Below are 26,469 nucleotides of genomic sequence, written 5' to 3' on the forward strand. Positions count from 1 at the left end.
AGAACTGTGACCCAGGAATTTCATATTTCTGTGACTCCGATAGGGGAAGATGACTACCTTGTACGGACGGAACGGGTAGCGCCAGGTGTGCCATTGGCAGAGGAGCAGGTTACCTGGCCCGTAGAAGAGTGGTTGACCCAGGCAAGCCTTTTAATGAATGACCCGTTGCAGGGATTGCTGCGGGGTGACATGCTCCATTCGTTTTCAGAAGCTTCCACACCTGCCTCAGAGCAAGCGTTTGAAGCGCAGGGAACGCTAGTCGCGCTGGGGCAGCAGCTTTACAACGCGCTGTTTCAAGGGACGATTCGGGATAGCTGGATGACGGCTCAGGGCATTGCCCAGCATCGGCAAGAAGTACTGCGCTTACGGCTGGGGCTAAAAGATACCCGCTTACCGCGTCTGCCGTGGGAAGTGCTGCATGCGGGCAATCGTCCCATTGCCACGGGTACTGATGTGGTCTTCTCCCGCTATCATTCCAGCTTCGCCGCACTGGCCTCGCTGGTGCAAGCACCATCTGCTGGCACCAGCGAAGCCAATCAGCCGCTCAAAATTCTCCTGGTGTTAGCCGCACCGACCGATCAGGAAATGCTGGCGCTCAAACAGGAAGCCCTGTATCTCCAGGAAGAGTTAGAAACGACCAGTCAAAATGGCAGTCGCATTGGAAGCAGCCGCTACTCAGAGATTCAACTGACGATTTTAGAGCAACCCGGACGCGAACAACTCACGCAAGCACTGGAGCACAACCATTACCATGTGTTGCACTATGCAGGCCACAGCAATTCGGGTGCGGCTGGCGGCAAGCTCTATCTAGTCAGCAGCAAAACAGGACTGACCGAAACGTTGAGTGGCGATGACCTGGCTGGATTGCTGGTCAACAACGGTATTCGCATGGCCGTCTTCAATTCCTGCCGGGGAGTCTACACGGCAACGGCTGAAGCGACCAGCGAAACAGGCGACGGTAACCTGGCAGAGGCGTTGGTCAAACGAGGCATTCCGGCAGTCTTGGCAATGGCAGAGCGCATTCCAGATGACGTGGCACTCAATTTGAGTCGCTTGTTCTACCGCAATTTGAAGCAGGTCTATCCGGTTGATCTCAGCCTCAACCGTGCCCGTCAGGGATTGGTTTCTTCTTATAGTTCCAAGCAACTCTACTGGGCGTTGCCCATCCTCTACCTGAATCCAGAATTTGACGGTAATCTGCAATCGTTAGATGGCTTGAGCGAACAGGTCGGTGATGCCATTGATCACCTGCTGGACTCAGACACCTCAACAGAGGCTGCTGAACCGCTTGCACCCGTCATTGCCTTAGAACCCGTACTACCCTCTGTGGGAGCGCTACGTGATGGGAGGGCCGCGGTGCTGCAATCCCTGACGCTGACTGAATCCGTTTCCGATGCAGCAGTAGAGACAGCGACAGATGAATCGCACGATTTAGAGGCACTGGAATTTGACGATCCGACCTACGAAAGCGACATGGAAACGGTTGCTCATCTGGTGAATCAGCTCTCTTATGGGGCGGCATCCGAATCTTCTGAGGACGATCGCCTGCTACCAGCCTCCTCTTCGGAAAACTTGCTGCCTGAAGCTGGCTACACTTTCAAAGCAGACGACTACCTGGTTTTGCCCGACTATCCCACCGAGTTGGCGACCGTAGAACCCGCAGCAGCGGAGCAAGACTCTGCCCACAGTGGAGGGGCACTTACCTCTACAGCCGTTGATGCAAACGAAATTGAGGTTTACTCAGACTTGGCGAGAATGCTGGCTGAAACTGGCAAGCTGACAGAGGCGATCGCTACTTGCCATCAAGCGGTGCGCGATAATCCCAATGATGCCAATGCGTATTACCGTTTGGGCATGGCGCTGAATCAGCAGGGCTATGTTTCAGAAGCGATCGCAGCTTACCATCAAGCCTTGCGCCTTAACCCGACTCTGGCAGATGTGCACAACCAGTTGGGGTTGGCGCTTTATCAACAGGGCAACCTCAGCGATGCCGTGCGGTCTTACGATCATGCCATTCAGCTTGACCCTGACCTTAGCAGCGCTAAACGTAACTTAGAAGCTACGCTGCTGCGGCAAGGCAATTTAGGAGAGGCCAAGCAGGCATTGCTAGAACGTGCCCCGGCACAACGACGCAGCACTGAGACACCGTTGCTTGCGTATCCCGATCGCAGTCTGCAACTGGCAGGTGGAGGCGGCACGTCGATCGCCTATGGAAAACCGCCGTGGTATCGTCAGCCACTACTGTGGGTGGGTGCTGGCATGTTTGCAACGCTGGTGGTTGGCAGTTGGCTTTTCCGCGATCGCTGGTTGCCCACGACACCTCAGCTTCCACCGACCGAAACGGCTTTCTCTAACACTTCGACGGGCGAACTAAAGCAACTGAGTACAAATCTGGTAGCTGCCTTGGCGACAGAAAGACTTAATCAGGGCAAGCTTATCGATGCTCAGGCGGCGATCGAAACGCTGTTCGATCGTGGTGCCCTTGTCCAGGCTGCTGCCGTGCTGACTTCTGCCCTGGGGCGAGAGCCAGAGAACCCAACCGTGAACTTTCTCATGGGTCGCCTTGCGTGGCAATCCATCAAGGTCGGCAACAAGGATTACAGCGTCGATGATGCGCGTCGCTATTGGGAAACGGCTGTCAAAGAGCAACCTAGCGCTCAGTCCCAAAATGCGTTGGGCTTTGCTTACTACACAGAAGGGAAGTTCGATCGGGCCAGTCATGCGTGGCTGCAAGCGCTGAAGCTAGAAGGAAAAAGCGGGAACAAGACTTCTGCACCACAGGCATCGCCATCACCGTCTCAGACCCTAACAGCTTACGCGGGACTGGCACTCATTGCGGCAAAAACGGCGGCTAATCAACCTCCGACAAAGCAGACTAGTCTTCAAAACGAAGCCATTAAACTTCGTCAAAGAGTGCTGGCTGACGATCCTGTTAACTTTCAGCCTGAAGAACTGGCAAAGAACTGGATGTGGTCTGAAACGGCGATTCGCGATTGGCGATCGACCCTCGCTATCAAATAACGTGCCGCTTCACCCGTCGTCGATCGATGCTTGAACACAAACAGCCGCCACTACTCCGCATCCTCAAGCTCATCAAACTGTGGCGACCATAGCTCCTCAACCTTCACCTCCCAGCCAGGAAGGAGATCAGGGATCGTCAGTGTTCGGCAAAACTACGAGGGCTTTTCCGTAGCCGCCGCGCTTGAACAAAGGACACATCCGGGGCGCGAGTATCAGAGTTGGGCAGGATAAAACCTGCACCTGCGCCAGTGATTCGACCTAAGCGATTTTGTTCACAAAGTTGAATAGCTTGCCAATCATTCTAGAAGCCGCTTCATCCGACTCGTAACCGGATGGACTCTAACCGTGATGCTCCCGTTCACCAACTCCATACGGTAGTCAGGAGCTTGTGCTTGCAATTTCTCCAGATCCTTGATGGTGAGAGACATAACCACCTCCACAGTTTCTACCGATTTTTGCGATCGCTTTTAGCCGCAAAGGAGACAAAGGCTTGCTCGACATCATAGCAATGGTGATACCGATCGCGGCTTACGAATATCTAACCTATCGGCAAGGCTGGCCTCGCCCCAATCCAGTGGGTGGGTATCTTCCGATGCGATCGCGGTCGGCGTAGCAGCTGTTTGTTCAATCGTCTCTGACACTTGCTGAGCCAGTTGCATCAGGGTTGTAGGAGCCATAAACGGAGCCGCTGTTGGTGCGTATTGATATGGTTGGGGCACCAGTGCAAACGATGGCGGCGTAGCGACCTGCGGTGGAGCGGTTGTAGGGAAAAGAGGTTCTGTCGTTTCTGGAACAACGTAAGGTGTGAGCCGCTTCGGTTTAAAGCTCTTACGCGATCGTGGCGGTCGGGTTGCCTGCTTTGAGATGAGCATGGAACCAGCGGCGCAGCTTAAGGCGATTGCCCCAAATAGCCATAGCGGCAAACGGCTTTGATTCGGTTTCTTTGTATCCGATGTGGTGACCCGAGCAGAGGCGGTTCCTCGTGGTGAATTGCTACTAGACAGGTTAGGGCTGAGCAAGCCGCTAATCGCTATCAGTGCAATTACCACCACAGCTAACCACGCGCTGCACAGAAGCACCAGAGAAAGACTCCACCGAGGCTTACCAGAACTAAACACGGTTTTCGGCTTCCGTATCGGCTGGCTTGACCGTACTGGCGTTGGTGATTTTGGCTGCTTTGAGCGATGCAGAGGTTGCTGCCTTTCCATACCATCCCCAGGTGCATGAACTGCGATAGCGATGGCCCAATGGCTGAAAGTGTGGCAGTCGAAAGGCTATAGGACGTCTCTTTTAGCCAGATGGGTTGCGTACTAGATGGGCCGGGTTTACACCGTGCTCTTACGGACCCAGTTTGTACGATTCACTATCGCTGTCTAGATTTTACTCAAAGTCCTCAACAAGCACCATGAATCTCAAGGATCAGGCTGAATCTAGCTACTTTAGGTTCGTTCTCTTGCAGCGGCGCGATAATAGTTGCTATGCCAGATCTAGCTACTTTAGGTTCGTTCTCTTGCAGCGGCGCGATAATAGCTGCTATGCCAGTGCTCAACATGGCTCTCCAGGTTGGCAGTGCTGTGTGCTGCCTCTGTAGCTGCAGTTTAGAAACATAGCCGTACATAACTATGTCATGTTGCGATCGCGGCAGGCGCTTAACAACCGACTCAACCGCTTAAGCTGGAACAGCCGTTATTACTAGCTGGATATGTTCTCATTGCCATCTTTACCCTTTTCGACGCCCACCGCTTTGCTCTATGCGATCGCGGCAGCGACAGCGCTAGTCTACCTGCCGTTTCTGGTCGTCGCCTACGGTCGCTTGCAAGCAGGGTATGACATGGCCTCGCCTCGTGCCTTGTTTGACAAACTGCCAGACTATGCCAAACGAGCCACTTGGGCGCATGAAAATGCGTTTGAGTCGTTTGTACTATTTACAGCGGCAGCTTTGATGGCTTATGTCACTGGTCAGCAGTCCTCACTGGCAGGGTGGGCTGCGATCGCCTATATTATTGCTCGCCTGCTGTATCCTGCGTTTTACATTCTGAATGTGCCGATCGGGCGATCGCTGATGTTTCTCACGGGTTCATTGAGTATCACGACGCTAATCGGGCTGAGCTTGCTTACAGTGAAATAGTGAGTGGTTAAAGCACTTGCTTTGGGTATCGTCAACGAAAGTCAGGAGGCAAGCATGGCAGAGCGATCGCACCGAGAAAGTTCAGAGATTGATCTGGCCCCGTTTATTGATCATGCCTTGCTCACCCCAACAGCAACGCCAGAGCAAGTAGACCAATGGTGTGCCGATGCTGACCAGTTTAACTTTGCAGCCGTTTGCCTTCACCCATCCTATGTCGCCCAAGCCGCTGCGTGGTTGCATGGTAAGCGTCCTAAAGTCTGTACTGTGATTGGCTTTCCCTACGGTGCGACCACGTCAGCCGTAAAGCTCTACGAGGCGCAAGAAGCGGTTGAACACGGCGCGATCGAGCTTGATGTCGTGATCAATATTGGCTGGTTGAAGGCAGGCAAAACGGATGCTATCCATCGTGAAATTGCCGAAATTCATGATGCTACAGGTCAGCCCATCAAGGCGATTTTAGAGCTCGCACTTTTGACCGAAGCGGAAAAACGGTTGGCGGCTGAAGTTTGCATGGATGCAGGGGTTGCCTTCTTAAAAACCAGCACAGGCTTGTATGGGGGCGCTACGGTAGCGGATGTTCGCTTATTGAAAGAAATTACGAAAGATCGCATTGGCATTAAGGCGTCTGGTGGTATCCGCACGGCTGAACAAGCGCTAGAGTTGATCATGGCTGGAGCAACACGATTGGGCACCTCTCGCGGCCCCGAATTAATCCGGCAGCGAGAAGAGATCACGATACGCTAGAGAGAGGCAGAACGGCTCTACTAACACAAGGTTTAGTAATGAGTTCAGCATTGAGCCATGCATAAGTAGAGCGATCGCTTTTTTGCCCTACCCTTGCCTTAAAACTCAGTTTCCAAACGATTCGACTGCAAGACAGACGGCAAACCGCCGATTTCATTGTTACGTTAGGACGGATTCGTGCTTTTCAATGATCTCATTCCCTCACTGCTTGCTTCATGAGTCGTACCTACAAAGCCACCGGAATTAATCTCAAAAGTATGTCGATGGGCGAATCCGATCGGCTGCTGACGATTTTGACGCGCGAGTTCGGCTTGGTGCGGGCAGTGGCAATGGGAGCACGAGAGCACAACTCCCGTTTGGGTGGCCGGAGCGAACTGTTTGTCGTGAATGAATTGCTTATTGCCAAAGGTCGATCGCTCGACAAGATTACACAAGCAGACACGCTGGAGTCCTATCCACGTTTGGGGCAAGATCTAAAGAAATTGATTGCAAGTCAATACCTTGCAGAACTATGCCTGCATCAAGCCTTGAGTGACCAACCCCAGGAAGACCTGTTTTGCCTGCTCAACGAACATTTGGCACGCTTGGAGCGATCGCCTGGGCCAGAAGTTTTGGCTCATTTAACCCACGCTGTCTTTCAATTGCTGGTGCTGGCAGGGGTTGCTCCCCAGGTGCATCTCTGCTGCGTCACGCGCGAGGCATTGTCGCCTGATTTTGGCGATCGCAATTGGCGTATTGGGTTTAGCATCCCTGCGGGTGGCACTGTTACGCTGGAGCAGCTACTGGCAACGCAACCCACCCGCCAGCGTTATAGGGTGGCTGAGACGGCTGTGGTCGCGCCTCAAACCGAAGAACGGCACGCTAGCCTCTCTGTGCCGACTAAAGTTCATGACGGCTTATCGCCTTATGATTCGGTCTCATCGTCTAAAGCGTCGCCCCCAAGTACTGGCTTGCATCGACGCATCAGTGCTCCTGAACTGCTGCTGCTACAGCACCTCGCTGAGGCTAACCTACCAGAGCTAAACGGTTTGTTGGCTTCTGTAGATGCAACCAAATGCTCTCAGCAAACACTGAATCAGCTCTGGCAGTCGGTTGAGCAAGCGTTACGCTCCTATGCTCAGTACTATTTCGATCGGCCAATCCGCTCTGCCGCCCTCATTGATGCCTGTTTCGCGACTGCTGATCTTGCTTAATACTTTCAAGCACCTCTTCAAGCTATGATGCGATTGTCTAACTCTGACCTGGAAGCCACGATGATGTTGTCTTTGAATCCCACAAATACAGGTGACAATATCAACGATGCGGCACCAAAACCTGGCACGAAAACACTCTTGCCTAAGCAGAACTTACGATCGCTCGATGCCACAGACTCAACAGACAACCAGACTGCTGGCAAGCCAAAACTAGCAGAGGATCGATTGACAGAGAATTGTCTCAAGGCTGAAGCAACCACTTCATCAATCAGCCGTTTAGACCATGCCTCAGAGCCAGAAGCCGATGGCAATGGTTTGGCTCGGGAAACAGTACCAACCGTAGAAGCCAAGTCCACTCAGCTGCCAGCAGCGCCAGCGCCATCTGACAACGGACATACCCCCTCTTCAGAACTTACTAGTAACTCAAGAATCTTAGATAGTTCAAACGATGCTCCAGGCGTGCCAACCAACGATCTGGGTCAGACTAATGGGCAAGCACCAGAGCCAGAGCGAGGCTTCTTCCCTGTTTTAAAGAATCGAAACTTTTTGACCTTATGGAGTGGTCAGGTCTTTTCACAACTGGCAGATAAAGTTTACCTGGTATTAATGATTGCCCTCATTGCCAGCCGCTTTCAAAGTGACAATCAATCGATTAGCGGTTGGGTTTCGTCGATCATGATTGCGTCTACAATTCCAGCCGTGCTATTTGGCTCGATCGCGGGTGTTTTTGTCGATCGCTGGTCAAAGAAAACCGTTCTGGTGCTGACAAATCTGTTGCGAGGTGGCTTGGTCTTTGCGCTACCGCCACTGCTCTGGATATCAAAAGGTTGGTCGCCTCTGGCTGGCTTACCAGTCGGCTTTTGCGTGCTGCTTGGCATTACGTTTTTGGTTTCCACACTGACCCAGTTCTTTGCACCAGCCGAACAGTCCGCATTGCCCTTGGTGGTTGAGCGCCGACACCTTTTGTCCGCGAACTCGCTCTACACCACTACCATGATGGCTTCGGTCATTATTGGCTTTGCGGTCGGTGAACCGCTCTTGGCGCTGGCCGATACGCTCATCAGCAAACTTGGCTGGACGGCGATCGGGCTTGGTAAGGAGTTAGTGGTTGCCAGTGGTTACACGATCGCCGGGTTGATTCTGCTGCTGCTGCGAACCGGAGAGAAACGCCTTGCCAGAAAGACTCTGGCAGGAGAAACTGTGGCAGGAGAGGCCAGTGACGTTGAAACGCCTCACGTCTGGCAAGACATTCGGGATGGGCTACGCTTTTTGGCTGAGCAGGGTCGCGTGCGGAGTGCCCTGATCCAATTAGTCATTTTGTTTTCGGTGTTTGCGGCATTAGCCGTGCTCTCAGTGCGTCTTGCCGAAGTCACTCCAGAAATCAAATCTTCCCAGTTTGGCTTTTTGCTGGCGATGGGTGGAGTGGGAATGGCGATCGGGGCCACGTTTATCGGGCAATTTGGGCAACGCTTTCCCCACGCCCAGCTCAGTCTATTGGGGTCGTTGGGCATGGCGGCTGCCTTGGTAGGTATTTCCCTGTCGGTCACGCGGCTGGTGCCAACACTCTTGCTTATTGCAGCCTTGGGCGGATTTGCAGCGGTGGTCGGTGTCCCCATGCAAACGGCGATTCAAGAAGAAACCCCCGAAGCCATGCGAGGCAAAGTCTTTGGGCTACAAAACAACGCCATTAATATTGCCCTGAGTCTACCTCTGGCCCTTGCAGGCGTAGCTGAGACTTTTTTAGGTTTGCGAACGGTCTTTCTCGGTCTTGCAGTCTTGGTCGTCGCAGGAGGGGTCTTAACCTGGTATATTTCCCGTACAGGGTTAAAGCAGCGTTAGTGGGCTGTGGGCTGTGCGGTTTCGGTTTGTTGGACTCCTGCCAATGGCTCGCTAGCGACTGACCGTTAATCCCTCACCCCTATCCTTTTCGCTTGATACCTGAATGCATATTGCATGGCTCGGAAAAAAATCGCCTTTTTGCGGCAATGTCACTTATGGTCGGGAAGTGACGAATGCACTGCTTGATCGCGGTCATCAGGTCAGTTTTTTTCACTTTGCTCAGGCAGAACCGCCACCAGATAACTGGCCCGACTTTCAAGAGATTTCGATCCCATTTCTCTATAAGTCGCAAATCTATACGATCCCCACGTTTAAGTCGAGCAAAATTCTGGCTCAGGCACTTTATAAGCTGAAGCCGGATGTCGTCCATGCGTCATTAACGCTGTCGCCGCTAGATTTCATGCTGCCAGAAATCTGCTTTGAATTGGGTATCCCGTTAGTCGCCACGTTTCATCCCCCGTTCGATCGCAAGCCGCGCAACCTCACATCAGGCACTCAACACTTGATGTACCAGCTTTACGCGCCGTTCTTGGCAAAGTACGATCGCGTCATCATCTTCTCTCATCTTCAGGAAGAGCTTCTCATTCGTCTTGGAGTCCCGGCAGACAAACTAGCGGTGATCCCCAACGGTGTCGATACGCAAAAGTATTCTCCTGGGCCATCCAGCTTAAAAGCAGAGCTAAATGCCGATCGGATCTTTGTCTATCAGGGACGCATCGCACCTGAGAAAAACATCGAATCGCTCCTCAAAGCCTGGAAGCATTGCCGCCTCGACGATCGTGCCAAACTCGTGATCGTCGGTAATCATGGGTCGTTAGCCGCCTCCCTCGTTCCCTTCTATGGACCTGAACATGGCATCATCTGGCTGGGCTTCATTGCTGACGAACAGGAGCGCATCAACATCTTGCGTGGGTCTGATGTCTTTGTGTTGCCCTCATTGGTAGAAGGGCTGTCGCTGTCACTATTAGAAGCAATGGCGTGTGGGTTAGCCTGCGTTGCCACCGATGCTGGAGCCGATGGTGAGGTGCTAGAAGACGAGGCAGGCGTAATTCTAAAGACTCAAAACGTGGCGACCCAACTCAAAACCTTGCTTCCCCAACTGTGCGATCATACGGGTTGGACAAAGCTGCTCGGACAAAATGCCCGTCAGCGAGCAAAAGAACGCTATACGCTGACGGACAACATTACGCACTTAGAGTGTCTGTATGACGAAGTTCTACGGCATCAACCTGCACCACTGAAGCGGGTTTCCTGACATGAACTCGATCGATCTGGCATTTGCTCCAGCGCTGGAACAGGCAAAATTGGTGCACCAACGGGAAATCTCACCGCTGGAGTTAGTAGAGCTGTACCTGCACCGCATTGAGCAACTTAATGGGCAACTGGGTAGTTACGTGACCGTTGCCGCTGAGCAGGCGATCGCCGATGCCAAAGCCAAAACAGAAGCGATCGCCCAAAGTAGCGACGATCTGCCGCCCTTTTTTGGCGTGCCAATCTCGATCAAAGATCTCAATGCGGTAGCAGGTCTACCCTGCGCCTATGGGGTCAAGGTGCTCAAAAAGCGGGTCGCCACCGAAGACGACGGTGTGGTTACTCGAATTAAGCAAGCAGGCTTCATTCTCTTAGGTAAAACCGCCACCTCTGAAGTTGGTACGCTTCCTTACACAGAACCCGATGGTTTTCCACCAGCCTGCAACCCGTGGCATCTAGACTATACGCCTGGTGGGTCTAGTGGTGGCGCAGCGGCGGCTGTAGCGGCTGGACTGTGCCCGATCGCTCAGGGTTCAGATGGGGGTGGTTCCATTCGGGGGCCTGCCTCCTGCTGCGGTCTGGTAGGCATTAAGCCATCACGGGGACGGGTGACTCATGCGCCCTATGGCGATCGGTTGAGCGGCATTTCTACCAGTGGACCGATTGGTCGTACTGTAGCTGATGCCGCCGCTTTGTTGGATGCGATGTCGGGCTACACAACGGGCGATCCTTACTGGTTGCCTGATCCCGAAGACTCTTTTCTTGCCGCGACTCAAGCACCTCCAGGACGGCTACGCATTGCCTTTGCCACGACCATAGAACCCGTTGGGACTGCCGATGCTCCCTGTCAGCAAGCCGTTCTCGATACAGTGCAGTTGCTTCAAGCATTGGGACACACCGTTGAGCCTGGCTGCCCTGAGGTGGGCGATCTGATTGAGCCGTTTACGATCGTCTGGCAATCTGTTTTGAGTGAAGCAGGCATCCCATTCATCTTTCTAGGCAAAATGAACCGCTGGTTACTCAATCGGTCGCGCTTCCAGTCCAGCGGTAAATACCTGCGAGCCGTCAGCAAAATGCAGAGGATTGCCCGTCGCATCGTAACCTTCTTTGACACAGTGGATGTGCTAGTGCTGCCGACCTATCTCCACACCACCATTCGAGTGGGTGAGTGGGACAAGCTTCGCCCCGCTCAGACAATGGCAAACATTATTGGCTGGGTTGCTCCATGCCCACCGTTTAACGCCACAGGTCAGCCTGCCATTACGATTCCCGCTGGCTTTGACCCGCGAGGGTTGCCGATCGGCGTGCAACTGATTGGTCGTCCTGCTGCTGAAACCACTCTTATTGCCCTAGCTGCCCAACTTGAGGCAGCAAAACCGTGGAGCCAGCATCGCCCACCCTTTGCCACAAAAAAATAGCCCCAGCCAACGACGGCGCGTCATTAATTCTCCAAAACCTTGCGGTATCAGCCTCATCACGCCAGCCCCAACATATGAGGCTGGGGGCCGGAACCCTTCGTGCAAGTCATATGTGGTCGTAATGAATGACAACCCCTAGCCTTCAGCTACTCCATTTGCAGACAAGTCTCTGCGTTCAAGCCATATAGACTAGCAGCCACATTCAGGAATTTTTCTTAGAAATGTGCTCCTATGCGGCAAATTCATATTCAGCTTAAAAATCTGCAACTTCCGAGACAGGAAGCGAAAGATTCGGTATGATGTTTGGCAAGTGTAGTGAGCAGCACAAAATGCGCTTGCGCCAGAAATTAATCTGGATTACGCTTGAGTGCGTCAGCTTGTTAGATTGTTTGAGTATAACGATAGAAGACCTTGACAGTCGTTCTATATCGGTGTGAGGAGGACAAATTAAAGTCATGTCAAACGTATTTTTGAAATCGCTGCTAGTCAGCCCTGCCGTTCTTGCTGCTGCTTTAACGGTCTCTGCATCTGCAATGGCAACCGAAGCAAAAGCGGCGAACGAAGTTGTTCAGCCTCAAGCTTCTGCATTGCAGCCTTCGTCGGTAGATGCAACATCGAATCCTTCGACAATCAGCTTTGGTCAGAAGATCGTACCTGTGCAAGTTGCGTCCACGCCAGCGGAAGTTGCTAGTCCTGCTCCTGAAGCAGCTAGTCCTGCTCCTGAAGCGGCTGATAGCTCCTTGAATCAGATCAATCGCTATACCCGCGAAGGTCGTTCGTCGAATGCTAGCCAGGTAACGTCTGTTTCTCAGCTGTCTGACGTTAAACCGACTGACTGGGCTTTCCAGGCATTGCAATCGTTGGTTGAGCGCTATGGCTGTATCGCAGGTTATCCTGACCGGACCTATCGAGGCAACCGCGCTACAACTCGTTACGAATTTGCAGCTGGTTTGAACGCTTGTCTCGATCGCGTCAATGAGTTAATTGCAGCTGGTACAGCTGATTTGGTCAAAAAAGAAGACCTGGCTGTCTTGCAGAAGCTGCAAGAAGAATTTGCTGCTGAATTGGCAACTCTACGTGGTCGCGTTGATTCTCTCGAAGCTCGCACAGCAACCCTTGAGAAGCAGCAGTTCTCCACCACGACTAAGCTGGCTGGTGAGGTCATCTTTGGTGTTACCGACGAATTTAGACAGCCATTCAACAACAACACTGTCTTCCAAGACCGGGTTCGTTTGGCACTCAACACCAGCTTTACTGGTAAGGACTTGTTGATCACCCGTCTTGCGGCTGGTAACTTTGTGCCTTTCACCTTCCAAGGTGCAACGGGTGGTATTGGTCTACAGACCTTCCAGTTTGGTAGCACAGGTGGCAACCAGATTTTTGCTGATTGGGTGGCTTACTACTTCCCGCTAGGTGAAAAAATCAACGTTTATATTCCTGCCTTTGCGGGTCTTCAGTACGACTACGCTCCCACTCAAGCTGGTTTGTTTGAAGGGTTTGATAGCGGTTCTGGTCCCATTGGTTTCTTCCCTCAGCGCAACCCAATTTACAACATCGGTGGTGGTTCGGGTATTGGTCTGAACTTTGATATTGTCAAGGGTTTCAAGTTAAGCCTTGGCTACCTAGCTGATAACTCAACCCTCAACACCGTCGGTCTTGGCGCGAACAATCCTGCGGATAAAGCTGGTTTGTTCAACGGAAGTTATTCTGCGCTGGCTCAGGTCTCTTACAAGTCTGATTTCTTCTCGCTAGGTGCAACCTACGTCAACGCCTACCGCCGCGGTGCTATTTTTGACACTGGTGGGGGTAGCCCTGTTGAAGGTACCACAGCGGGTAACTTTGCTTTCACCAACGTCGCAGGCAGCAGAGCCGGACAATTCACCTCCACAACGGTCAATGCTTTTGGTGTGTCGGGTTCTTTGAATCTTGGCAGAACCATTTCGCTCAATGCATTTGGTACCTACGTTGAAGCGAACAAGCCTGGTGATGGCGTTGGCCGGGGCGAAATCTGGTCTTACGGAGTTGGTGTTGCGTTTGCTGACTTTGGTAAGAAGGGTAACCTGCTGGGTCTATCTGCTGGGGTTGAACCATACCTGGGTAACTCTAGAAAGTTTGGTCAAGGTACTAACGTCCAACCGCTTCACTTTGAGGCATTCTACAGATACCAACTAAGTGACAACATCTCGATCACTCCTGGTGTGATTTATGTGATCAACCCTGCTCAGGGCAACGGTGACACAGATGCGCTGATTGGTACTCTAAGAACGACTTTTACGTTCTAATGTCTGTTAGAACGTTTTGTAAGGTTTCTGACGAAACTTAAACTGTTTCGGCTTTTGCGAGCTCTCCCTAAATGGGAGAGCTTTTTTTTGAAAAACTCTGTCTTGTAATGTAGTGGTAATAACTGAAAAGTTTAAAATTTTCTCTAATTCCTGGTTCAACTGCTAAAAACTGGTTCTGAAAAGGTGCATACCTTTAAAGTCATGTTAACCATCGTCTCTGATAATGGTTGGAGAAACAGGTAAGCGCTTGCAAATGGCTTAGCTGAAGTGCTCTCTAGAGGTTACCTTTGAGTTTTGATTTTAATGTTCTTAATTGTTCCAAAGCTTAAGAATCTCTAGCTGAGCTATAAGTGAGTGAAAACTGCCTTGATGGGTTTTGTTTCCATAGATTCGTTTGTATTTAAGGTGTGAGTGTGAAAGCAATGATGTCAAAAACAATCTGGAAGTCTCTGCTAGCGACTCCGGCACTTTTGAGTGCTATGGTTGCCGCGTCTGCGATCGTTGGTTCTAATCCGGCTGCCAATGCTGCCGAAACCGCCAGCGCTGCGCCTAAAGCAGCAACTGTTGAGCATGCAGTTGGCTCAGCGCCCCTTCCTGAAAATCCAGCGATTGTTGCTGATGCGGCGGCTACACAAGTTCAGCCAACCACCTCTACAGCTTCTTTGAATCAGGTCGCTAGTGATAGTGCAGAAGGCGCTGCTTCTACTGGTATTGTCGGTCAGGTGACCTCCGTTTCGCAGCTTTCAGATGTTAAACCAACTGATTGGGCATTCCAGGCATTGCAATCGCTGGTTGAGCGCTATGGCTGTATTGTGGGCTATCCCGACAAGACGTATCGCGGCAACCGAGCACTGACCCGCTATGAGTTTGCGGCTGGTTTGAATGCTTGCATGGATCGGATCAATGAGCTGATTGCGGCTGGTACCGCTGACCTGGTGAAGAAAGAAGACTTGCTGGCAGTCCAAAAGCTGCAAGAAGAGTTTGCTGCCGAGTTGGCAACCCTGCGTGGTCGTGTGGATGCGCTCGAAGCTCGGACAGCTACTCTGGAGAAGCAGCAGTTTTCTACGACCACAAAGCTGGTTGGTGAAGTTCTCTTTACAATCGCAGATACCTTTGGCGATCGTGCGATCCGTAATGGTCGCGGTGGTTTTCTTAATGGCGTTAATGCTGGTAATGCAGGTCGCTTAGAAGATGATCAAACGCAGACTATTTTTGCAAACCGGGTTCGCCTAAACTTTGACACCAGCTTCACAGGTAAGGATCGGCTGCGGACTCGCTTACAAGCTGGTAACTTTACATCGTTCAGTGGTGCATTCACCGGCACCAACGAAACCCGTCTGGGGTTTGATGATGGCGGTGGTAATGCCTTTGGGATTGATGAGTTGAACTATCGGTTCCCCCTAGGGGATAGCCTGCGTGTTCAGATCGATGCAACCAAGAATGAGTTCTACGATGGTCTCGTCACTAGCCTTAGCCCCTTTACCCCCAGTGGGGTTGGAGCATTGTCTCGCTTTGGACGCCTCAACTCAACCCTTCGGAGTGGTGCGGCAGGTGCTGGGTTTACGTTTGATTACAAGTTTAACCCTGCGTTCAGCTTGCAAGGTGGATACATTTCTGATACGAACAGCAACGACCCAGGTAATAAGAACGGTCTGTTCAACGGTGCTTACTCCGCGATCGGGCAAGTTGTCATTAGACCAGCCAAGCCACTGGAAATTGCGTTGTCCTACGTTCGCTCTTACTACCCCGGCGGCGACGTGAATGTGACTGCAAGCACAGGCAGCGCCTATGCTTCCACCCCATTCCTTAACAACCCCACCTCGGTTGATACCCTTGGTGCCCAGGTAAACTTCCGCCTGAGTCCTCAGTTTATTATTGGAGGCTGGTTTGGCTACTACAAAGCCTATCAGGGTCGGAGCAGCAATGAGGCAGAAATTTACACTGGCGCTGTTTATTTAGCGTTCCCTGATTTGGGTAAGAAGGGCAACCTGGGCGGCATTATCGTTGGTGTTCCAGCGAAGGTGACTGGCAACGATTTCCGCAACGCTGCGGGTGTTCGACGCTTTGATGACGACACCTCATTCCATGTGGAAGCCCTGTACCGCTATCAACTGACGAACAACATTGCGCTTACACCGGGTGTTATTGTGATCTTCAACCCAGAAGGGAACAACGACAACGCCACTCAGTATGTTGGCGTGCTTCGGACGACCTTCTCGTTCTAAATACAGCAGAATGCAGGAGCCAGCAGCCAGCAGTCAGCAGTGAAAAGAGCTTCTAATTTGGCTTTTAGGCTAAGAGCTGTATTTCATCTAGCTGCAAGCTGCTGTAGTTTGACACCTGAATTGAGTCTGTGAAAAAGCCCCGCATAAGCGGGGCTTTTTGCATGCAAATGTATATGAATCATTCGGTACCCAATGACTTTGAGAAGAGCGTTGACGTTGATGAGAACGTCCGGATCAGGTGTGGGCAGATGCGTAAGGTGAGTAGGGTTCTCATACCCTTAGTGTATTCAATCGCCTGTATGTGATGTCTATAACTTGATGCGAATGGTGTGGAGGATGAGGGTTAACGATGTCAAATCGATCTTGGAAAAAGTTGGTTGTGGCTCCAGCACTTCTGAGTGCTACGGCAGCAGCATCTGCGATCGCGGGTAACAGTCCATCTGTGCAAGCTGCTGAAGCGATGGATGCCCCATCCCCAGCAGCAACGATTGATCAGGCAACGAATATGGCTAATGCAGGGCTTTCGCGCCCGACAAGTCAGGCGACTGGGGATAGCATGACGGCTGCATTCCCTCAACCATCACCTCCCGCCTCGACCCTCGATCAAATGGCTGCTTACAGCATCGAGGGCGGCGCTGCCAGGAATGGAACGTCTGTGTCTTCGGTCAGCCAAACGCCTAAGACGATCGCTTCAGGCCCCTTGCCTCAGCCAACGCCTTCCGCCTCCACGCTCAGTCAGGTCGCTGCTTATAGCGCTGAGGGCAACGCCTCTACAGAAATGATCGGTCAAGTAACCTCTGTATCCCAGCTTTCAGACGTGAGACCAACTGACTGGGCATTTCAAGCGTTGCAGTCGCTGGTTGAACGCTATGGTTGCATTGTGGGCTACCCCGACAAGACGTATCGTGGCAACCGTGCCCTGAGTCGCTACGAGTTTGCGGCGGGTCTCAACGCTTGTATGGATCGGGTGAACGAGCTGATTGCGGCTGGTACGGCTGATCTCGTTAAGAAAGAGGATTTGTTGGTCGTGCAAAAGCTGCAAGAAGAATTTGCGGCAGAGTTGGCAACCCTGCGTGGTCGTGTGGATGCGGTAGAAGCACGAACGGCTACGCTGGAGAAACAGCAGTTTTCGACCACCACGAAGCTGAGCGGCGAAGTCATTTTCTCGATCGCCGATACGTTTGGCGGTAGTGCCACCGTCAATGGCGCGGGTGGTACCATCGCCAACACAACCGGAAATGACGATACAAACACCATTTTTTCCGATCGCGTCCGTCTCGCGTTGGATACAAGCTTTACGGGAAAAGACCGTCTGCGAACTCGGTTACAGGCTCGGAATACGACTCCCTTTAATGGTGGCCTTACCGGTACCAATGAAACTCGCCTGGGTTTCGATGGTAGTGAGGGCAATGCGGTTCAAATCGATAAGTTATTCTATCGCTTTCCTGTAGGTGACAAACTCACAGTTCAAATCGATGCGCTAAATGATGAGCTTTCGGATTCGGTAGTGAGCACATTAAGCCCGTTTGAGAGTAGTGGTGCTGGTTCCATCTCTCGTTTTGGACGGTTCAACACCTTTTATCGCATCAACAACCCTAACAACGTGGGTTCTGCTGGTATCACGTTTGCCTACAAATTTAATGATGCGTTGCGCTTGGAAGGCGGTTATCTTGCGGGGGGCAGTAGCAATAACCCAGCCGCCAAAGGAGGTTTGTTCAATGGCTCTAATGCCACTGTGGCTCAGCTTGTTTTTCAGCCAAATCAAGCGCTAACGCTGGGGCTTGCGTATGCCCACTCCTATTACACAGGCGCAGAACCAAATGGCGGCGGCGTTAATCTCACCAGCAGCACAGGTACTAGCTTTGCCGCTAACCCGTTTGCTGGTGCTGCAACATCAGCAGACTCGATCGCGGGTGCTGTGCAGCTTAAACTCAGCCCTAAGATTCTTATCGGTGGTTGGGCCTCGGCATCCTTCGCTCATCGCAGTAGTAATAGCGATAACGCCACTATCTTGAGTGCGGTGGGCTACCTGGCGTTTCCCGATTTGGGTAAGAGAGGCAATTTGGGCGGTCTTTTGTTTGGGATGGCTCCTAATGTGATCAGCAACAGTGGTTTAACCAACAACCGCACCGATACAAGTACGCCACTTCACCTGGAAGCCTTTTACCGCTACCGTCTGACAGACAACATTGCAATTACACCAGGTGTGTTTGTACTATTTAACCCCGAAGGGAACAGCAGAAACGACACGCAATATGTGGGTGTCATTCGGACAACATTCACATTCTAGGATCGTTAGCACATTCGTGGAGGGCTGGAAGGCTTCTCTTTTGGTTTTGGCATGGAGCGAATGCACAAACAGCATAAGCTTCAACCGCCTTTATTTAATTAAGTGTAGAATTCTAGAAAGTTAAAGACCAGGTTGAGTCATCCTCCAATAGGGTGGTTTAGCTAGTCTATGCTTCTATATCTTGAGTGTGAGGATCACATATCTATGTCAAACCAATTCTGGAAGCCCTTGCTGGCGGCTCCAGCAGTTCTCAGCGCGACTGTTACGGTCTCTGCGATCGCGCTTACACCTGCCACTGCAACCGTAACTGCTGTCACAGATGCCATTGCGCAACCCTCGATCGGGGAAACATCAGATAAAAAGCTGGCGGCTTCTCCCGAACGTCCGATGCTATTGGCAGAGGCTGCACCTGCATCCAACCAACCAACAGCAGCTTTAAACCAGGTGCTGGTTTACGGCACGGAAGGCACCGTTCCCACAAATGCAGCAAATCAAGTCACGTCAGTTTCGCAGTTATCGGACGTAAGACCAACTGACTGGGCTTTTCAAGCGTTGCAATCGCTGGTTGAGCGCTATGGTTGCATTGTGGGCTACCCCGACAAGACCTATCGAGGAAACCGAGCGTTGACCCGTTACGAGTTTGCGGCAGGTCTAAATGCTTGTATGGATCGCATCAATGAACTCATCGCCGCAGGCACCGCTGATCTCGTCAAGAAAGAGGATTTGCTGGCCGTACAAAAGCTGCAAGAAGAGTTTGCGGCTGAGTTGGCAACGCTGCGTGGTCGCGTTGATGCTTTAGAAGCGCGGACAGCAACGCTGGAGAAGCAACAGTTTTCAACGACGACCAAGCTGAGTGGAGAGGTCATTTTCACGATCGCCGACGCCTTTGGTGATTTTCCTAGACAGGGCGGCACCAATACAGTGTTCAACGATCGCATTCGACTCAACTTTCTCTCCAGCTTTACGGGTAAAGACCGCTTAAGAGTACGTCTTCAGGCTGGTAATGCGACTCGGCTACTGAGCAATCCCAGCATTCCCAACGCACAGGCCAACTATCAGCGCACCAACGAAGCAAACCTTCCCTACGATGGCGGCAATCCTGCGGCTGATGGGACGATTACAGACTCAAACAATGGTGGCAATAGCGTCTTTGTAGATGTGTTGGATTACCGCTTTCCGATCGGCAAAAACCTGACCACGACAATTTTTGCGAATGGTGCCCTACATCATTATTACGCTGACACCATCAACCCCTTCTTTGAAGGCAACGGCGGCGGCCAAAATGCGCTCTCTCGCTTTGCAGAGCGCAACCCCATCTACCGCATTGGTCCTTTGGGGGCTGGGGTTGGCTTTAACTACAAGTTCAGCAGTAACTTCAAGCTTGATGTTGGCTACCTTTCCAACACGGCTAGCAACCCTGGCGCAGATGGCGGTTTGTTTGATGGTAACTTCTCTGCTCTGGCACAACTTGTCTTTAGCACCGGAGGCTTCAAGCTTGGCTTGACCTATGTGCGGGGCTATGAGAGAAATAATCCTGGCTTGACGGCTGGGAACAATTTTAACCTCGGTGGTACGGGGACGACGTTTGCAAACCTGAATAATAATTCGCTGTTGCGAGGGCGATCGTTCCCGGTAGAAAGCAACTCCTTTGGGGTTGAAGCGTCCTTCCGACCCGCTCGTGGCTTTATTGTGAATGGATGGGTTGGCTATAGCGACGCGACGATCATCGGCTTGGGCGACGCTGACATCTGGAACTTTGCGGTAGCAGTCGGCTTCCCAGATCTGGGTAAAAAAGGTAATTTGCTAGGTATTGTTGCAGGCGCAGAACCAACGCTCAGAGGCATTGACGTTGGTAATGCCAATCTGAGTCCAGCCTTTGCAAGCCGGAGTCAGGATTTTGCTTACCATATCGAAGTCTTCTATAAGTACCAACTGACAGACAACATCTCCATTACGCCTGGACTGATTTATCTTCCCAGCGTGAACCAGAATGCGGGTATTCCTGGCAGTAATTCTAACGAAGATGTTTTTGTTGGCGTTTTACGGACGACGTTCACGTTCTAACCTGAGCAACGATTAGGGGCCTTAGCGCTGATCACCGAATGAATCAGCCCTGCGATCGTAGGGCTGATTTGTTTTTGCTCATCCAAAAACCCCAGTGTAGAACCGTAGTATAATGAATCTGGGATCTGACCTCAACTACTGTTTATTAAACTCTACCCGTGGAAATTTCAAGTAAGAATGAATATGCCATCCTGGCGCTGATTGAGTTAACAACGCACTATGCCAGTGGCGAGCCGCTTCAGATTCGCCAAATTGCTGCACAGCAACAAATTCCCGATCGCTACCTGGAGCAATTATTAGCTACACTCAGACGGTGTGGCTTGGTGCGATCGCAGCGAGGGGCAAAAGGCGGCTACATTTTGGCGCGTGAACCCTGGAAGATTAATCTTCTGGAAGTGCTGCAATGCCTGGAGGGTGCCGAAGCCCAATCAGCAGAGCCGCAAATCGTGCCCAAAACAGTCGAAAGTGCTGTCATTTGGGATGTGTGGCAAGAAGCGCATCAAGCCGCAAATGCCGTTTTACAGCGCTGTACTTTGCAAGACCTAAGCGAAAAATGCAACGCCCGACGACAACTCGACATCATGTATTACATCTAGACCCATGCGAATCGCTCAAAATATTACCGAACTCATTGGTCGCACCCCCCTGGTACAGTTAAATCGAATTCCTCAGGCAGACGGGTGTACGGCACGCATTTTAGTCAAGCTCGAAGGGATGAACCCTTCTGCTTCCGTCAAAGACCGTATTGGCATCAGCATGATTGATACCGCTGAGAAAGACGGGTTGATCACACCGGGCAAAACCGTACTGGTAGAGCCAACCTCAGGCAATACAGGCATCGCCCTGGCAATGGCCGCTGCTGCAAAAGGTTATCGTCTGATTTTAACCATGCCAGAAACGATGAGTTCTGAACGGCGTGCCATGCTCCGTGCGTATGGGGCACAACTGGAACTCACACCGGGGATTGAAGGCATGAGCGGTTGCATTCAGCGGGCACAACAGATTGTGGAAACGGTACCCAATGCCTACATGCTGCAACAGTTTCGCAACCCAGCTAATCCTCAGATTCATCGCCAAACCACAGCAGAAGAGCTTTGGGAGGATACTGACGGTCAGATTGACGCGATCGTGGCAGGTGTGGGGACAGGCGGCACGATTACAGGCGTGGCTGATGTGATCAAAACGCGTAAACCTGAGTTTCGGGCGATCGCGGTTGAGCCAGCCAACAGTCCCGTTCTGTCTGGTGGTCGTCCCGGTGCCCACAAAATTCAGGGGATTGGCGCTGGCTTTGTGCCGCCTGTGCTGGATGTAAACCTGATTGATGAGGTGATTACGGTTCCTGATGATGATGCGATTGCCTACGGACGACGTTTAGCTCGTGAAGAAGGCTTACTTTCAGGCATTTCGAGTGGGGCTGCGCTCTATGCAGCTATTCAAGTAGGTCGTCGTCCTGACTATGCAGGCAAGCTCATTGTCATGATTCAGCCTAGTTTTGGTGAACGCTATTTGAGTACCCCTCTCTTCCAGGACTCTGAGCTAAATTTGCCCGCTATGCTTGGAGGGTAAGCCTGAAAAAAGCAGCATGAGGTCTGATCACTACCGCACTTTAAACGTTAAACCAACAGCAACCCAGGCAGAGATTAAACAGGCGTATCGTCAGCTAGCCAAGCAGTTTCACCCCGATAGCAACCGCGAAACTGCTAACCACGAGAAGATTGCCAGAGTCAATGCCGCTTACGAAGTGTTGGGCGATCCTGAAAATCGTAAATCGTATGATCAGCAGATCCACTATCTCACCCAACTCGAAGACGCAGGTTTTTCCACAGGCCGAGGGAACCGTCAGCAGCGGACGGCTGATGCACAGGCACGTCACCGTAACCAGCAGCAAACGGCTCAGCAGGCAGATGCACATCTGCAACAGTGGTTGACCCAGGTCTATACGCCTGTCAGCCATCTGATACAGCAAATTCTCAAGCCCTTGAAGGAGCAGATTGACAATCTTGCTGCTGATCCCTTTGACGATGTACTGATGGCGGATTTTCAGGACTATCTTGAGGACTGTCGCGATCGCCTGCGCCGCGCTGAAACCATTTTTCAGTCTCTTCCCAACCCCAAAACGCTGGCAGGCGTTGCCGCCCATCTTTATTACTGCTTGAACCAGGTTGATGACGGTATCGAGCAGCTAGAGTTTTTTACGCTCAACTATGATGACTATTACCTGCACACGGGGCAAGAGCTATTTCGTATCGCAGCGGGTTTGCGCCGAGAAGCACAGGCGGCGGTGAAGGAAGTCGTCTGACAAGCTACCAGCGGTCTGTACGATCGTGTTATACTGAGCAAGCAAATCGGGGCGTAGCGCAGCTTGGTAGCGCACTACTTTGGGGTAGTAGGGGTCGTGAGTTCGAATCTCGCCGCTCCGATGGCATGAAACCCTCTCAATGAGAGGGTTTTTGCGCTTTAAAGAAAGCTGGGTTTAGAGCTGCCATTCTCAATAAGGTACCTCAACCTTACACATCCTGACACGGTTTCAAGCATTGATTGAGATACGATTGCGATACTGAATTCCACTGATAGCGACCTTTCAGGAGGGTGTGTGGTCAGAGCCGAAGTATCGCGATCGCACGAAACAGTATCTCAATTGGGGAAGCGCAAGAAGTCTCCCAAGGGGACGGTTACGGTGCAGACGTTTAAAGGACGACTGCGGTTGTGCTGGAGCTACCAAAGTAAGCGGTACTTTCTGTATTTGGAACTGCCAGAAGGCAAGACAAATCGGACTGTAGCGGAGGGGAAGGCGAAGCAGATTGAGGGTGACATCGCAACAGGGAATTTCGATCGCACGTTGGTGAAGTACAAAGCAGAGCGCCCCATCAGCGACCACATCACAGTAGTGGCACTGTTTGAGAAATTCATCAGCTACAAAACGAAGCAGGTTTACAAACAGACGCTGGCAAAGTACTCGGCACTGCTGGGCTATATCAATCAGTTCTTTAGGGGTAAAGCAGCGATCGCTCTAAGGGAGGCTGACGCTGAGGCATTCAAAGTCTGGTTAGCGAAGCGCATTGCACCCATTACCCTACACGAGCGGATTACCTTGATGCGTGCCTGCTGGGAATGGGGGATGAAGCAGAAGCTGGTAGATAACAATCTCTGGGTGGACGTTCTTAAGACAGTGAAGGTGCCGCCACGTCAGAAGGCGAAACCATTCACCAAGGCGGAAATTGAGAAAATTCTGGAGGGTTTCAGGAGCGATTGCTACTACGCGCACTACTCAGGCTACGTGGAGTTTCTGCTGTCAACGGGCTGTCGAACAGGTGAAGCGATCGGGCTGCGGTGGGTACATCTCAACCATGATTGCTCCGTGGTTTGGATTGGAGAGAGTCTGAGCCGGGGGCATCGGAAAGAGGTGAAGAATAATCGAGCCAGGTTTGTATCTCTGACTCCAAGACTGCAAGCAATGCTTCTCAGTCGAAAGCCTGCCGATGCAAAGCCGGATGATTTGGTGTTCCCGTCTCCTAAAGGTCGGGCGATCGACGATCACAACTTTAGGAACCGTGCCTGGAAAGCGGTACTGTCTAAGGTGGAGGTAGAGTACCGTAAGCCTTACACCACCCGTAGGACCTTGATCTCTCATGCGCTAGACATGGGACTGAACCCGGCGATGATTGCAGAGATGACCGGACACGAGATTCAGACGCTCTTTCGAGATTACGCGGGCAATGTTCAGGGAAGACCGAAGCTACCGGAATTGATTGGTACTTGATTAGTTTTTCTTTTTTGACTGGTTGCCTAAGAGGGAAGCCAGGTAGACTTCGATCGCTCGACGGTGGGCTGCTGGGTCATCACGGTTGATGACCCAGTCTTCTAATAAAGCTTTGTTGTACCGAATGGTCTGGGAACTGAGGCGGGTATAGTGAACGCCCTCAATCAGTTTCCCTTCCTGACGATATCGGTTGAGGGTGCCAGGGTGAACTTTGAGGAGTGCAGCGGCTTCGTGCTTGTCGATAAATTCAAACCGGATAGCGGTCACGATGCTTCACCTCTGTTGCTTGATGATCGAATGTTTTGGTCTTGCCCAACCTCCACACCGCTGTTGGAGATGATGAAGCCCCATTCCTGGTAGAGCTGGCAAAGGTCTTGGACTAAATCAGTCCAGCCTTCAGCCCAGAGCTGCTGTAGTTTGCTGAGTGCCCAAGCCCGATCGCCATTGAGTACCGCTTGGGCACACGCCATTTCAATTTGAAAGCGGTCTGGAACGGGCGGCGGAACGTTTACCCCGTTTTTGGATTTGAGGTGGTTGAGAAAGTCTTTTTGGTTCGCTTCAACTTTTGCCTGTATTTCAACCCACTGCTCAATGAGAGCTGGATATTGCGGTAGCTGTTTGGCTCTGTTGAGCAGCCACTCTCGAAAGGCTGGCAAAAATTCTTCATTGAGTAAAAATTGACTCTCCCCTGTTCTTTCTGCCTGTCACTCTGTCTGGTCTATGAGAGAATGTGGATCAGTATGAAGAGTATGAGGGGACTCAGAACCCACTGCCTGTAAAGGTCTTAGCCCCTCATTTGGATCGTTTGATCCTGTTGATGGCAGGGGGATCTTGTTGGTGGCAACGGGATCGTTCTGTCGCCCTTTGGATCGTTTTGTCGGAAGGCGGATCTCTTTGCCCGTAGAATGATCGCGGGTTTTGACTGAAACGGTTGTATTGCGGCACTTCCAGCGCTCAATCTGGAAGTCAAACAGGTCGCAGTCTTCTAGTCGGCGGGCGGCTCTTTGCACGGTGCGAGGGTCTACGGACAGCAGAGCGGCAATTTCGACAGGCGGGGGAATGTCTACCCAGCGATCGCCATAGGGGTCGAGTTCCCAGAGGTAAAGCCAGAGGTCATATTGAGTCCCTGTAAGCTTTAGGGTTCGGGCATATCGAATTAAGTCTTTGGGAATCTGCACGAACTGGGGAGGCTTTTGTATCCCTGATGCTTCAGAAGGTGGGACTGGATTTGTCATGATGCAGATAAGTACAAGTAGATGCCCCGCTGCTGGCTGTAGATGGGGCATTTTTCCTATGCAGGCTTTTGTTGCTCTAGGTAGAGAAGGGCAGCTTGTTCAATGAGGTCAGAGAGGTGACACCTTTCCTTAATCGCTTTGATTTGTAGTTGCTCCTTTAAGTCAGGGTTCATACGAATCGTGACGTTTTCGCGTTGTTTGGGCAGGGAGGATTGGCTCATGGCTTTGAACAAAACTATGTTCGTTTTTGAACGAAATATCATTCAACAGAATAATACATGATTAAGCAATCATTTGATTGTGTGAGAGTTAATTCTGTGTTTCCTTAGAGTGAGTGTTCGTTGCGGTGTTTGTGGACGAAAACGTACTGAAACGATTAGCGGCTGCAACGTTGGAGGCAAGGGGTGAGTTGTCCCAGCGTGAGTTTGCCCAACTGCTGGATGTGTCGCAATCAACGGTGCAATCTTGGGAGAACGGTAAGAATTTGCCGAACCTGGAGAATCTAGAGAAGCTTGCCCGGAGGCGAGGGATGCTGGTTGAGGACTTTGTGGCTTACCTGTATGGGCGAAATCGGGGACTAACGAGCAAGGACATCCTGGATCGAGTTGAGGTGATGCCATCGCGGGATTTTGCCCAGGTGATGCGGGTGATGGCAGATCGGTTGGATACGGCGAAGGATGCACCGCCAGTGGTAAAGCGGGATAAGGTGGGAGGGAAGGAAGAGCAGCGAATCAGGTTGGAGTTGCCGCAGAAAACAGAGAGTTCTGAATTAAATAAGCTTCGAGAAAAATAAAGAGAGTTGCCCGCCTCGCAGTTGATTAAGAGAAAAACCTTATGAGTCTTGATCGAGCAAAATTTCGCAGAGCCTGTGATCCCAGTAAGACGCTGGTATTTAAAAATCCTGAGGACAAGAAATACTACATTGATTTTGCTTCAGTGCGCGGCAGTGAAATTATTGAGGAGCTACAGCGGTTTTCAAATGAATAAGCCACAGTGAGCGAACCAACCGAGTGCATCCT

The 26,469-nt window shown here is 51.6% G+C and carries 24 protein-coding genes and 1 tRNA gene; 18 read left to right on the forward strand and 7 right to left on the reverse strand.

Annotated elements, in window-relative coordinates; genetic code table 11:
• Positions 1-6 precede the first annotated feature (6 nt).
• The gene (locus AC5JLP_RS10665) at positions 7-3,021 is read left to right on the forward strand and encodes a CHAT domain-containing protein (protein WP_496067918.1); all 3,015 of its coding nucleotides are present in this window, start codon (positions 7-9) and stop codon (positions 3,019-3,021) included.
• 296 nt (positions 3,022-3,317) lie between these two features.
• Here the strand turns inward: AC5JLP_RS10665 and AC5JLP_RS10670 are convergent, their stop codons facing one another.
• From AC5JLP_RS10670 to AC5JLP_RS10680, 3 genes are all read right to left on the reverse strand, one after another.
• A complete protein-coding gene (locus AC5JLP_RS10670) occupies positions 3,318-3,449 on the reverse strand; it encodes a hypothetical protein (protein WP_496067919.1) in 132 nt (43 codons plus the stop codon).
• A 72-nt stretch (positions 3,450-3,521) separates the two neighbouring features.
• Positions 3,522-4,139 (reverse strand): hypothetical protein, encoded by a 618-nt coding sequence (locus AC5JLP_RS10675; RefSeq protein ID WP_496067920.1) that lies wholly within the window; start codon positions 4,137-4,139, stop codon positions 3,522-3,524.
• The gene (locus tag AC5JLP_RS10680; protein WP_496067921.1) at positions 4,132-4,269 is read right to left on the reverse strand and encodes a hypothetical protein; all 138 of its coding nucleotides are present in this window, start codon (positions 4,267-4,269) and stop codon (positions 4,132-4,134) included. The genes AC5JLP_RS10675 and AC5JLP_RS10680 overlap by 8 nt, the downstream gene beginning before the upstream one ends.
• A 454-nt stretch (positions 4,270-4,723) precedes the next feature.
• On the opposite strand from AC5JLP_RS10680, the gene AC5JLP_RS10685 reads away from it, so the two are divergent.
• From AC5JLP_RS10685 to AC5JLP_RS10755, 15 genes are all read left to right on the forward strand, one after another.
• Complete coding sequence (locus tag AC5JLP_RS10685) at positions 4,724-5,149, forward strand: MAPEG family protein (protein WP_496067922.1); 426 nt, start codon at positions 4,724-4,726, stop codon at positions 5,147-5,149.
• A 3-nt stretch (positions 5,150-5,152) separates the two neighbouring features.
• Positions 5,153-5,893 (forward strand): deoxyribose-phosphate aldolase, encoded by a 741-nt coding sequence (gene deoC, locus AC5JLP_RS10690; protein ID WP_496067923.1) that lies wholly within the window; start codon positions 5,153-5,155, stop codon positions 5,891-5,893.
• Positions 5,894-6,108: 215 nt separating this feature from the next.
• Positions 6,109-7,086: a DNA repair protein RecO gene (gene recO, locus AC5JLP_RS10695; RefSeq protein WP_496067924.1), complete on the forward strand. Its 978-nt coding sequence runs from the start codon at positions 6,109-6,111 to the stop codon at positions 7,084-7,086.
• A 24-nt stretch (positions 7,087-7,110) separates the two neighbouring features.
• Entirely contained in the window at positions 7,111-8,925 is a 1,815-nt protein-coding gene (locus AC5JLP_RS10700; protein ID WP_496067925.1) for an MFS transporter, read from the forward strand.
• A 103-nt stretch (positions 8,926-9,028) separates the two neighbouring features.
• Positions 9,029-10,180 (forward strand): glycosyltransferase family 4 protein, encoded by a 1,152-nt coding sequence (locus tag AC5JLP_RS10705; RefSeq protein ID WP_496067926.1) that lies wholly within the window; start codon positions 9,029-9,031, stop codon positions 10,178-10,180.
• A gap of 1 nt (position 10,181) precedes the next feature.
• Positions 10,182-11,594, forward strand: a complete 1,413-nt coding sequence (locus tag AC5JLP_RS10710) for an amidase (protein ID WP_496067927.1) — start codon at positions 10,182-10,184, stop codon at positions 11,592-11,594.
• Between the two features lie 455 nt (positions 11,595-12,049).
• Complete coding sequence (locus AC5JLP_RS10715) at positions 12,050-13,876, forward strand: iron uptake porin (protein ID WP_496067928.1); 1,827 nt, start codon at positions 12,050-12,052, stop codon at positions 13,874-13,876.
• Between the two features lie 425 nt (positions 13,877-14,301).
• The gene (locus AC5JLP_RS10720) at positions 14,302-16,101 is read left to right on the forward strand and encodes an iron uptake porin (RefSeq protein ID WP_496067941.1); all 1,800 of its coding nucleotides are present in this window, start codon (positions 14,302-14,304) and stop codon (positions 16,099-16,101) included.
• A gap of 349 nt (positions 16,102-16,450) precedes the next feature.
• Positions 16,451-18,391 carry an iron uptake porin gene (locus tag AC5JLP_RS10725; protein ID WP_496067929.1) on the forward strand — a complete coding sequence of 647 codons (1,941 nt, stop codon included), beginning with the start codon at positions 16,451-16,453 and terminating at the stop codon, positions 18,389-18,391.
• Positions 18,392-18,595: 204 nt separating this feature from the next.
• Positions 18,596-20,455, forward strand: coding sequence for an iron uptake porin (locus tag AC5JLP_RS10730; protein WP_496067930.1), 1,860 nt, complete (start codon positions 18,596-18,598; stop codon positions 20,453-20,455).
• A 158-nt stretch (positions 20,456-20,613) separates the two neighbouring features.
• Complete coding sequence (locus AC5JLP_RS10735) at positions 20,614-21,051, forward strand: Rrf2 family transcriptional regulator (RefSeq protein WP_496067931.1); 438 nt, start codon at positions 20,614-20,616, stop codon at positions 21,049-21,051.
• Between the two features lie 4 nt (positions 21,052-21,055).
• Positions 21,056-22,021, forward strand: a complete 966-nt coding sequence (gene cysK / locus AC5JLP_RS10740) for a cysteine synthase A (protein ID WP_496067932.1) — start codon at positions 21,056-21,058, stop codon at positions 22,019-22,021.
• A 16-nt stretch (positions 22,022-22,037) separates the two neighbouring features.
• The gene (locus AC5JLP_RS10745) at positions 22,038-22,754 is read left to right on the forward strand and encodes a J domain-containing protein (protein WP_496067933.1); all 717 of its coding nucleotides are present in this window, start codon (positions 22,038-22,040) and stop codon (positions 22,752-22,754) included.
• A gap of 47 nt (positions 22,755-22,801) precedes the next feature.
• Positions 22,802-22,875, forward strand: a tRNA-Pro gene (locus AC5JLP_RS10750).
• A 173-nt stretch (positions 22,876-23,048) separates the two neighbouring features.
• Positions 23,049-24,215: a tyrosine-type recombinase/integrase gene (locus tag AC5JLP_RS10755; protein WP_496067934.1), complete on the forward strand. Its 1,167-nt coding sequence runs from the start codon at positions 23,049-23,051 to the stop codon at positions 24,213-24,215.
• Here AC5JLP_RS10755 and AC5JLP_RS10760 read toward each other — a convergent pair whose 3' ends face one another.
• From AC5JLP_RS10760 to AC5JLP_RS10775, 4 genes are read right to left on the reverse strand one after another with little or no spacing between them, the layout of a single operon-like run.
• Positions 24,216-24,482 (reverse strand): helix-turn-helix domain-containing protein, encoded by a 267-nt coding sequence (locus AC5JLP_RS10760; RefSeq protein ID WP_496067935.1) that lies wholly within the window; start codon positions 24,480-24,482, stop codon positions 24,216-24,218.
• Positions 24,479-24,871 (reverse strand): hypothetical protein, encoded by a 393-nt coding sequence (locus AC5JLP_RS10765; protein WP_496067936.1) that lies wholly within the window; start codon positions 24,869-24,871, stop codon positions 24,479-24,481. Before AC5JLP_RS10765 ends, AC5JLP_RS10760 begins: the two co-directional genes overlap by 4 nt.
• 48 nt (positions 24,872-24,919) lie before the next feature.
• A complete protein-coding gene (locus tag AC5JLP_RS10770; protein ID WP_496067937.1) occupies positions 24,920-25,450 on the reverse strand; it encodes a hypothetical protein in 531 nt (176 codons plus the stop codon).
• 56 nt (positions 25,451-25,506) lie between these two features.
• Positions 25,507-25,671 carry a ribbon-helix-helix domain-containing protein gene (locus tag AC5JLP_RS10775; protein WP_496067938.1) on the reverse strand — a complete coding sequence of 55 codons (165 nt, stop codon included), beginning with the start codon at positions 25,669-25,671 and terminating at the stop codon, positions 25,507-25,509.
• Between the two features lie 131 nt (positions 25,672-25,802).
• Between AC5JLP_RS10775 and AC5JLP_RS10780 the strand changes: the two genes are divergently transcribed.
• Both AC5JLP_RS10780 and AC5JLP_RS10785 read left to right on the forward strand, forming a co-directional pair.
• Complete coding sequence (locus AC5JLP_RS10780) at positions 25,803-26,243, forward strand: helix-turn-helix transcriptional regulator (protein WP_496067939.1); 441 nt, start codon at positions 25,803-25,805, stop codon at positions 26,241-26,243.
• A gap of 41 nt (positions 26,244-26,284) precedes the next feature.
• Positions 26,285-26,437 (forward strand): hypothetical protein, encoded by a 153-nt coding sequence (locus tag AC5JLP_RS10785; RefSeq protein ID WP_496067940.1) that lies wholly within the window; start codon positions 26,285-26,287, stop codon positions 26,435-26,437.
• Positions 26,438-26,469 lie beyond the last annotated feature (32 nt).

The organism is Stenomitos rutilans, assembly GCF_059505485.1.